Genomic DNA, 9,031 nt, shown 5'->3' with positions numbered 1-9,031 from the left:
GCGCATCACGGCGGATGTCCTCGAACAGTTGCACCCGAGACTCCAACCCGAACCCCTCACGGCCGGCGGTGTGGTTCGTCTCGATCATCGCGCCCACACCCGTCACCGGGATTCACACCGACGAAAACAGCCACCCCGGGCGTGTCGCGGTGGGGCCACTTCGAGCCGTCACACCCCTCACCGGATAAGGGTCGACTGGGTCCAACTCGAGCCGCCCGACCGGGGCCACTTCAGACTGCCAGAGCCAGCGCGACACTGCCCCGGCACTGCGTCCACGACCGCTGTTCGTCACCCGCGTGGGGCAGTCGCGATGCGGCCGTCACCGACCTGGGGGGAAGCAATGAGTCAGGCCAGAGCGCATTTTATGGCGCTTGGAAGGGGACGGTTGTGTCGAAGGAATCGGTGGTCAAACACGTTCTGACACAGGGCACGTCGTTGGGCGGGACGATTCTGTTGATCGCCGTCGGGATCCTCGAAGTCGTGCAGAGCATTTCCGCGCTCGCCGGTGACGAGGTGATCGTCACCGGCATCGAGTACACCTACCAGTTCGACGTCATCGCGTGGGGAGGGGTTCATCTGGTGCTCGGGGTCATCGCCGTCGCCAGCGGTATCGCCCTGTTCACCGGTGTGGCGTGGGCCCGAGTGGGGGCGGTGGTGATCTGCGCCGTGTCGATTCTCGTCAACTTCCTGTGGTTGCCGTACTACCCGGCGGGGGCGGTGACGATCATCGCCCTCAATGCCGTGGTGATCTGGGCGGTCGCGACCTGGAATATTGAGGAGACCTGAGCCGCAACCCCTTCGCGATCATTTGGGATGAGCTCGGTGAGAACGGTGCGACGAGGACACCGTCACCTGCACGGTCGATACTTCGACCATCGCGGACCGGGAGCGTTGTTACTCCCGTCGGGCCGAACCGAATGCGGGTCGTCACGACATTTTCGCGGCGACCGTCGAAGCAGCGTCGATCGCGTGTGTCAGTGTCGGGCCGAGCGAGGGATCGCAGTCATGACTGCCCAGATCATCGCCGTGTCGATCGCGATGATCGTGATCGCCCACGCCGGGTAGTGGGGCAGCCAGAGGAAGTTGACGACGATCGATGCTGCCGCGAGGGTGACTGCCAACGTTCGCGCCCACAGGCCACCGCGGAACAGGGCGGCGCCGACCAGCGCGATCACAATTCCGAGCACGAGGTGGACCCACCCCCACACGGTCAGGTCGAATTCGTAGGTGTAGTCGGTGATGACGACGAAAACCTGGTCGTTGCCGATCGCGGCGATCCCCTGCAGGATATGCAGCACACCGCTGGTGACCAGCAAGATCGCGGCACCGATCATCGTGTCGGCTGCGATCTCCCGACGGACGGTCGACTTGTCGGTCACGACGATTCACCTCTCGGGACGCCGATGTTGTATGCCGTTCTCAGTGTGCACCGCTCACCAGGCGTTGATCCGCGATTGCGCGCATTTCGATCAGACAGAGGTTCTGGTGTCGGGTCCCGAGGAGGTGAATGAGCTCGAAATGGCGCATCGGGGTGCGGTGCAGTTGCGGTGATGCCGATGCGGGTCAACGGCCTTCGGTGGTGTGGGTCGGCAGGTCGAGCACGGCGGTGAAGGAACCCGGTGGCAGTGTTCGGTGGTGCCGATCGGCTCCGTTGCCGGTCGGCAGGATTTGGGTCACCGCCCAGGCGGCGGTGTAGTCGTCGAGCTCCTCGAGTTCCCGCCGCGACGTGGGTGAGCAGACGTGCGAGCAGCCCGCCCGCCGGGAGAAGCCGGGCCGAGTGGACGTCGATGCCGTGTCCACCCGTGGATCCGGGTGTCATGATCCCGTCGGCGGTGCGCGCCGTGCCCGAAGGGTCAGATGGTGAGCCGGGCGGCATCGTCGCGGGCGCGCCGCGCGGCCTGCAGCTCGAGCCCGTACAGCAGCCCGAAGGTGAATCCGTTCTCGCCGCCGGTGGACCCGGCGCGGGCACCGAGGTCGCGGAGGGTGCCGAGAGCGACCACGCTGTCCTGGTGCTCCCCGAGAACCTTCTGGATCTTCTTGTATTCGGCGATCCTCTTCTTGCCCGTCTTCTTCCCGACCAGCCCGCGGGTGAGTTCGCCGGCGTAGCGGGCCCGCTTCGCGGCCTTCCGGGCGCGGTGCAGGGCGTCGTCGCCGCCGTCGTCGAGGGCGGCAGCCAACCTCTTGTCCGCCTTGCGGCGGGCCTTGCGGGCGGCCTTCTTCAGCGCCCGGGCCCCGGAGGTCGCGTTCTCGGTCATGGGCGGGTCGGTGCGCCACCGCGCCAGTTCGGCGAGCAGGTTCCGGTACCGGTCGCCGTCGACGGTTTCCATCACCTCGGCCCGGTATCGAAGTTGTTCGGCGAGCAGATCGTTCTCGATCCGGGCGGCGACCGGACCGAGCACCAGCTCGCCGGGTAGGTCGGTGACCGCGGCGGCGAACCGGGCGCGTTGGACCTGCCGGTCCCGCACCTCACCGAGCACCCCCGCGTACCAGGACAGTTCCTCGTCGAGCCGGGTCCGGGCGGCGGGGTCCAGCATTTTCTTGAACACCCGCAGGGTGCTGCGGAACCGTCGGATCCCGACCCGGGTGGCATGGACCGGGTCCAACCCGCGGCGCAGCCATACATCGCCGCCGACGATCGCCTGGACCTGGGTGTCGAGGTAGGCGGTCAACAGCTCCCGAACCACCTCCGCCCCGGAGTCGTCGGCGGCGGGGCCTGGACCGTTCGGGTTCAGTGCTCGGGACAGTTTCGACGGATACCGGGACGGTCGGGCGTCGTCACGGGTCAGCCGTTTGCCGATCTTTCGGAGTAGTTTTCCGTCGCCGTTCTCGCCCAGTTCGACCTCCACCTCGCGCCATTAGCTGGCGACCGCGCCGTCCCCGGCCGAGGCGGCGGCCGCGGTGGCGCGGACCGTGTCGTCGGCGACCTCGGTGAGCAGGTTTCCGTCCGGGCCGAGCATCCGGCGGCGGCGCCGGACGGTCGAGATCGTCGCCACCGGGTGCACCGGTTTTCCCAGGGCCACCCCCGAGATCAGGGCGGCCAGCTCGCCCGGCATCGAGTCGTCCGCGGTGAGCGGTACTCGGATTTCGGTGCGCGCCTTGCGGTCGGGCACCTTCAGCTGCCAGCCCGCGTCGGTGTTCCCGGATCGGCGTCGCAACGTGACGTGGTGGCGGAGCAGGTCCCGGTCCGTGGTGTCGAAGTATTCGCTGTCGAGGGTGACGGTGTCTTCGTCGAGCCGACCTCCCGGCGGGACCAGGTCGTTCAGGTCCGGTACCGCGAAGTCGGCGCCGACGTCGTACTTGTCTTCCCGTTCCTGCTGCGCCTTGCTCATGGATTCAGACTGCCCGTCCGGCCCGGCGGGTAATCGTGATCTCGTGAAACCCGCGTAGTGCGCCGTTGTGCATCCACAACCACTGCGAATGCCGAAAGGGGCGATCGCACCATCCATTCCGCTGCACCGAGTGTCCCATGGTGCGGGGCGACCTGGTTGAAGCGCACGATCCCCGGCCGGGCGKSSGGCAACGAGTCTTTCCCYCTCCTTTCTCGCGCCCCCGGTTTGTGTCGTTCATCGAGATCTTGCTGTTGCCGGCATGCCTGGTTGTGGATCCGCATCGAAGGCGAAACGCGGAACCGGTGACCTGCTACCGCTATCCGGCCCGTGCGTGGGAAGTGCTCGGTCCATTGGCAGTTCGCCGTCCCGGCATCCGTATCAGACGAGCTCGGGGGCTGGGCGGAAGGCGCTGCACGACTCGGTCGGCGACGGCACGGAGGCACGGGCCCCGTCTCCCGCACGGCGCCGATTCGGCTCCCATCGGTCGGGCTGTCGCAGCCGGGCATCACAGATATATCAGGCCGACGGCTGCGGGACGGGGTTCGCCGCTTCTGAGTGGGCGGGGCGACGTGCGGTCCTGGTCCTGGAGACCAGTCTGCGGGCCCACACCTGCCGCGAAGTGCCGCCAGCACGGCCCGACARGAGGACAATCAAACCTGCCGGAACACTTCATGCGTTGCCCGGGAAGGGAACGGTCATGTCCGAGGAATCTGTGGTCAAACGCGATGTGGTGCAAGGGTCCGCGAGGGGTGGGGCGGTTCTGCTCGTCACCGTCGGTATCCTCGAAGTACTCCAGGGCCTGTCCGCGATCGCCAAGGACGAGGTAATCGTCACCGGAATCGACTACACCTACCAATTCGACCTCACCGCATGGGGATGGACCCACCTGGTTCTCGGCGCGATCGTCACTGCCGCCGGAATCGCCCTGTTCACTGGTGCCGCCTGGGCGCGAGTGRSCGCCATGGTGATCTGCGCGGTCTCGATCCTCGTCAACTTCCTCTGGTTGCCCTACTACCCCATGTGGGCGATCACGATCATCGCCCTCAACGCCGTGGTGATCTGGGCCGTCTCGACATGGCACCCCGACAAGGACCGAGTCGCACAGCCCAATCCACCGGCGAGATAAACAGCCAAGCGAACACGGGACAACGAACAGTGCGACATGCACGCACGGAGCACAGGCGGCCGTCGACACGACCTCGTGCCGCGGTGATGTCGACCGGCGGTGAGGCGTGGCCGGCATGACGTGGGCGTTGCCGGCGATCGCGGTGGTCCTGCTCGGCTTCGTGGCGATTTCGGGGCGCGTTGCGGGCACGCCGATCACCGCCCCGATCGTCTTCACCGTCAGCGGGTTCCTGCTCGGCGGGGAGGCGGTCGGCGTGGTCGATGTGCACGCCACCGCCGAGATCGTCAAACTGCTCGCCGAGGTGACCCTGGCATTGGTGTTGTTCTCCGACGCTGCACACGTCGACCTGGCCGAACTCCGTACCGAGATCTCCYTGCCTGCGCGACTTCTCGGTATCGGTCTGCCGCTGACCATCGCGGCCGGATTCGGTGCCGCCGCGATCGTGCTCGGCGACCTTGCCTGGCCCGAGGCGTTGTTGCTCGCGGTGATCCTCGCCCCCACCGACGCCGCGCTTGGTCAGGCCGTGGTCACCCTCCCCGTGCTGCCGATGCGGATTCGGCAGGGCTTGAACGTCGAGAGCGGGCTCAACGACGGGATCTGTGTGCCGTTGTTCCTGAYCGTGCTCGCGATCGCGCATGCCGAGGCGGGCACGATCGGCGGCGGTGCGGCTGCCCGTCTGGTCACCGAGCAGATCGGATACGGGATCGTCGCGGGGGTGGGCGCAGGGGTACTCGCGGCCGCGGTCCTGGTGACCTCCAGTCGGCGCCGCGCCCTCGATCCGCTGTGGGCGCACACCGTGCCGGTGACCGCAGCCCTGCTCGCCTACACCGCCGCCGTGCCGCTGGGCGGTTCCGGATTCATTGCCGCGTTTGTCGGCGGACTGACCTTCGGTGCACTCTGGCGCCGCGCCGACGTCGATGTCGGCAACGCCGGGCACATGATCGACGAGGCCGGCGATTTGTTCAGTGCCGTGACCTTCATCGTTTTCGGGGCCGTGCTGCTCGGTCCCGCACTCGGTCGTCTCTCCTGGGCTGTGCTGGGGTACGCCGTCGTGAGCCTGACCGTCGTCCGGATGTTGCCCGTTGCGCTGTCCTTGGTCGGCACGCACCCTCGCGCCCCGACCGTGGCCTTCCTCGGCTGGTTCGGGCCCCGGGGCCTGGCCACCATCGTCTTCGCCATCCTCATCGTCGAAGAACCGGGCGAGCTACCCCACGAAGAACTACTACTGACCACCGCGGTGATCACGATCGCGCTCTCCGTCCTGGCGCACGGGCTCACCGCCAGCCCCCTCGCCGACCGCTACGCCGCCTGGTCCCGGGACCACCCACACCCGGAGACCCGACCCGCCCCGGACACTCGACGGTGATCCCCGCACCCGCACCTGTGGCCACGCGCATCGTGGTCATCGACCGGCGGGCGGGTCCGCCGCCGATGGAGTCCTTCATAGTCCAGCCCACATTCCGCGGCGGACCCGATGGACTGAGGCGGACAATGAGCAGATACGGCGTGCGGGCAGCCCCGCCGGAAGGGGGTACATCATGACCGAGGAGTCGTCGAYCGAACAGCGCGTGGTGACCGCCACATCGCTCGGGGCGGCCAGTCTGGTGCTGACCGTCGGTCTCCTCCAGTTCGCCCAGGGCATCGCCGGTGTCGCCGAGAGCGAAGGGTTCTCGGTGGRTTACGAGTACACCTACCGGTTCGACCTCATCGTCTGGGGCTGGTTTCACATCGCCTTCGGGGTGCTGCTCTGCGTGGTCGGTCTCGCGTTGGCCGCCGGCGCGCGTTGGGCGCGGGTAGCGGCGATCGTCCTTGCGGCCATTTCGATCCTCGCCAACTTCCTGTGGCTGCCGTACTACCCGTCCTGGTCGATGGTGATCATCGCACTTGATGTCGCGGCGATCTGGGCGGTGTCGACCTGGAAGCCACCACAGTTGTGAATGAACGGAACCGTCGGGTTGTCCGCTTTCGCCGCCGACAGGGTCACCGTGCGCTCCGCAGCAACCCCGCCGTCGACCGGATAGAGCAGCAGGTGAACAGATGCCATCACCTGAGCGCCAGGCTCTGGTGCGTGCCGCGGCCTCGGCGGGAGGCTGGTCGACAGGCCCGTCCACCGTGCTCATGACCCCCACCCCCGCCCGCGCCGACGGATCCTGACGGGAGTGTCCGTGCGATCGATCATGGCCGTTGCCTCTCCTTCGATGGCGGCAGTGCGGGGTGTGAGAAAGGGTGTGCCTCGGCGCCTTTCGGTGCTAGGTCAGCGCTTTGCTCTTGAGGGTCTCGAACTCCTGCGGGGTGATCGCCCCCGAATCGAGCAGTGCCTTGGCGTCGGCGATCAGCTGGGCCGGGGACTCGCTCGTGCCCGTGCCCGCGACGTCCCGGATGTGGGTGTCCTGGGCCTGTTTGACCTGCGCGAAGGCCGCCGCGGACCGCTCGGTCATGCCCTCGTTACGCACGATCAGGTAGATCAGCGCCGACAGGAACGGAATCAGGAACAAGAACAACAACCACAGCGCCTTGAGCCACCCGGACATCCGGTGGTCRCGGAACAGGTCGGTGATGATCTGAAACAGCACCATCAGGTAGGACACGAACAGGAAAGAGACGATGACGATCCAGAAGAAATCCCAGAAACCGTCCATTGTCRGTGCTCCGTCCACTCGGTGATTCCGGTCAGGAGGCCAGGATCCTGGCCTTCTCGGCGTTGAACTCGTCGTCGGTGAGAACCCCCTGTGCGCGCAGTTCACCGAGTTGTTTCAACGCGGTGAGACGATCGGCACCACCTGCGGGCGGTGGCGGCGTTGCCGGTGGGGTGGGCGGCGGTGGTGCAGCCTGCTGCGTCGGTGGCGGCTGTTGGGCGGCCCAGCGTTGGCCTTGCCGCCGCGAGACCCGGTTGGAGACGGTGGTCGCGGTTCCCGCGATCACGGCGGTGCGGGCGATTCCGCGGAGAAGTCCGGGCACGGTGCGCTCCTCGGGTTATCGGGTGGAGCCGTCGAGAGAATCGAGCGCCGCGAGGATGCCTTGGACGGGTACCCGTCCCGACGCGACGAGTTGGGCGCCTTCCCGGCGTAGAGCGGACGCGAACGGTGCCGCCCAGCGGTTCTCGTACACGAGGATCGCTCCGGCGCAACCCGGTTCGAGGACAGCCGCCGCCTGCTCGAGATCCCCCCGGTCGATCAGGCCCGACGATGCCTCGGCGAACAGCGTCACATCGACGATCCCGGTGAGCCGAGGTCCTCGACAGCGATCCCGGCGAGCGATCCGTCGGCGCCTTTCCGGACGAAAACCAGGTCGAGGACCCGGATGATCTTTCTTTCGACCAGATCGAGCAGCAGCGGAAGAGCCGAGCCGTCGGGCGGGTGCTCGGCAGGAAACTCCACGACCAGATAGTCGATGGGCCCCACTTCGTCGAAATCAATGCCGGTCACTGCTTCGACCTCGCTTCTGACGACCGCACCGATACAACATCAGGCGCATATCTGCGCCTCCRGGCATGCGAAATGCCTCGTCCCAGCACGCACAGTTTCCCATCCACGCCCCAGGATGCGTCGGAAAACGACAACAAGTGCCGCGCSCACAAATGCCACGGCCAGAGGACCCAGGTCGTGTCGGCTGAGCAGTATGGCGGCTCGAATGCTTTCCTGCTGGCGACGAAGGGATGTGTTGACGCCCAACAGCCGGTAGTCCTTCTCGGCGTAGGCCCACTTCAGGTCTCCGGCAGTGAGCACATGTTGGTACAGTCCGCGAAACGCTCCACCGGGTCGACCCGCACGTCCAGGAGCGTCCGGCGATGAATCGGTCCGTCGGCGTCTTCCGGCATCGGGCTCATTCCGTCAGACGCTCCGTGGCACGCACCAGAGACGGTGGTCCGCCTGGGGCGATCCTCGCTACTCAGACATTGGTGGGCCCGGCGACGCGGGGACCGTCCCGCTAGAGAACGCCGGCCCGCTACACGGCGCCGATCGGCTCAGACCGGGCGCACATTCTGGGCGTAAACCCCTTTCGGTCCCCGGCCGACCTCGAACTCCACCCGCTGATTCTCCTCGAGCGACCTGTACCCGCCGCCCTGAATCTCGGAGAACTGGACGAAGAGGTAGGCGCTGCCGTCGTCGGGGCTGATGAATCCGAAGCCCTTCTCGCCGTTGAACCACTGCACTGTGCCCTGCGCCATAATCATTCACTCCCTGCAGCCGACGAGACGGCGCCTCCCACCGAGGGCCGATCTCGACACCCTGACCATCCCCGCACCCCGGATGGCCGAAGGGTCGAACAACTGGTGTCCTCGATCGGAGGATGCCAGCACTAGCACCCTGTGTGTAGGGGCGAAGGTCCTACAACATCCGTCTCGGCACGCGAGCGCGATTCGTACGGCCAGCGCCGCCAACACGTCCCTGAGGCCGCGCGAGATTGCGCTACGCACCACCCGGGCGGTCGGCTCCCCTTCGCGGACGGCGCTGACCGGTGCCCAGGCTAGCGACGGTGTCGGGGGAACCGAAGGTGAGCTCAGGTGGGAGCGTGTCCGTTCGGCCGGTGGTGTCGTCGCGCGTAGAAGCGGTCCCGCTGCTCGTCGAGCAGGAGA

General features: G+C 67.0%; 9 protein-coding genes and 2 pseudogenes. 4 read left to right on the top strand and 7 right to left on the bottom strand.

Annotated features, from left to right (window positions below):
- Positions 1-387 precede the first annotated feature (387 nt).
- A complete protein-coding gene (locus AC1D1G_RS36650; protein WP_477955961.1) occupies positions 388-786 on the top strand; it encodes a DUF7144 family membrane protein in 399 nt (132 codons plus the stop codon).
- 188 nt (positions 787-974) lie between these two features.
- Here the strand turns inward: AC1D1G_RS36650 and AC1D1G_RS36645 are convergent, their stop codons facing one another.
- From AC1D1G_RS36645 to AC1D1G_RS36635, 3 genes and pseudogenes are all read right to left on the bottom strand, one after another.
- A complete protein-coding gene (locus AC1D1G_RS36645) occupies positions 975-1,379 on the bottom strand; it encodes a DUF7144 family membrane protein (RefSeq protein ID WP_477955959.1) in 405 nt (134 codons plus the stop codon).
- A gap of 184 nt (positions 1,380-1,563) precedes the next feature.
- Complete coding sequence (locus AC1D1G_RS36640) at positions 1,564-1,800, bottom strand: hypothetical protein (RefSeq protein ID WP_477955957.1); 237 nt, start codon at positions 1,798-1,800, stop codon at positions 1,564-1,566.
- Positions 1,801-1,853: 53 nt separating this feature from the next.
- Positions 1,854-3,329: pseudogene (locus AC1D1G_RS36635) on the bottom strand (CYTH and CHAD domain-containing protein).
- 697 nt (positions 3,330-4,026) lie between these two features.
- Here AC1D1G_RS36635 and AC1D1G_RS36630 point away from each other — a divergent pair.
- The 3 genes from AC1D1G_RS36630 to AC1D1G_RS36620 all read left to right on the top strand — a co-directional run bounded on the left by AC1D1G_RS36630 (position 4,027) and on the right by AC1D1G_RS36620 (position 6,392).
- The gene (locus AC1D1G_RS36630) at positions 4,027-4,455 is read left to right on the top strand and encodes a DUF7144 family membrane protein (RefSeq protein WP_477955955.1); all 429 of its coding nucleotides are present in this window, start codon (positions 4,027-4,029) and stop codon (positions 4,453-4,455) included.
- A 115-nt stretch (positions 4,456-4,570) separates the two neighbouring features.
- Complete coding sequence (locus AC1D1G_RS36625) at positions 4,571-5,821, top strand: cation:proton antiporter (protein WP_477955954.1); 1,251 nt, start codon at positions 4,571-4,573, stop codon at positions 5,819-5,821.
- 172 nt (positions 5,822-5,993) lie between these two features.
- Positions 5,994-6,392, top strand: a complete 399-nt coding sequence (locus tag AC1D1G_RS36620; protein ID WP_477955953.1) for a DUF7144 family membrane protein — start codon at positions 5,994-5,996, stop codon at positions 6,390-6,392.
- 312 nt (positions 6,393-6,704) lie between these two features.
- On the opposite strand, the gene AC1D1G_RS36615 is transcribed toward AC1D1G_RS36620, so the two are convergent.
- The 4 genes and pseudogenes from AC1D1G_RS36615 to AC1D1G_RS36600 form a co-directional block, all read right to left on the bottom strand.
- Entirely contained in the window at positions 6,705-7,094 is a 390-nt protein-coding gene (locus AC1D1G_RS36615; protein ID WP_005249450.1) for an SHOCT domain-containing protein, read from the bottom strand.
- A gap of 31 nt (positions 7,095-7,125) precedes the next feature.
- Positions 7,126-7,413 (bottom strand): SHOCT domain-containing protein, encoded by a 288-nt coding sequence (locus AC1D1G_RS36610; RefSeq protein ID WP_283352396.1) that lies wholly within the window; start codon positions 7,411-7,413, stop codon positions 7,126-7,128.
- A 15-nt stretch (positions 7,414-7,428) separates the two neighbouring features.
- Positions 7,429-7,880, bottom strand: a pseudogene (locus tag AC1D1G_RS36605) (DUF6325 family protein).
- A 539-nt stretch (positions 7,881-8,419) separates the two neighbouring features.
- The gene (locus tag AC1D1G_RS36600; protein ID WP_477955951.1) at positions 8,420-8,623 is read right to left on the bottom strand and encodes a cold-shock protein; all 204 of its coding nucleotides are present in this window, start codon (positions 8,621-8,623) and stop codon (positions 8,420-8,422) included.
- Positions 8,624-9,031 lie beyond the last annotated feature (408 nt).

Source organism: Rhodococcus sp. P3_B8 (assembly GCF_056402775.1).
Note: the sequence above shows the minus strand (reverse complement) of the source record. Positions and strands in the feature narration are given on the sequence as shown.

Excerpts from the sequence above, each read along its gene's own strand:
- AC1D1G_RS36600 (WP_477955951.1), bottom strand. The coding sequence starts at position 8,623 with ATGGCGCAGGGCACAGTGCAGTGGTTCAACGGCGAGAAGGGCTTCGGA.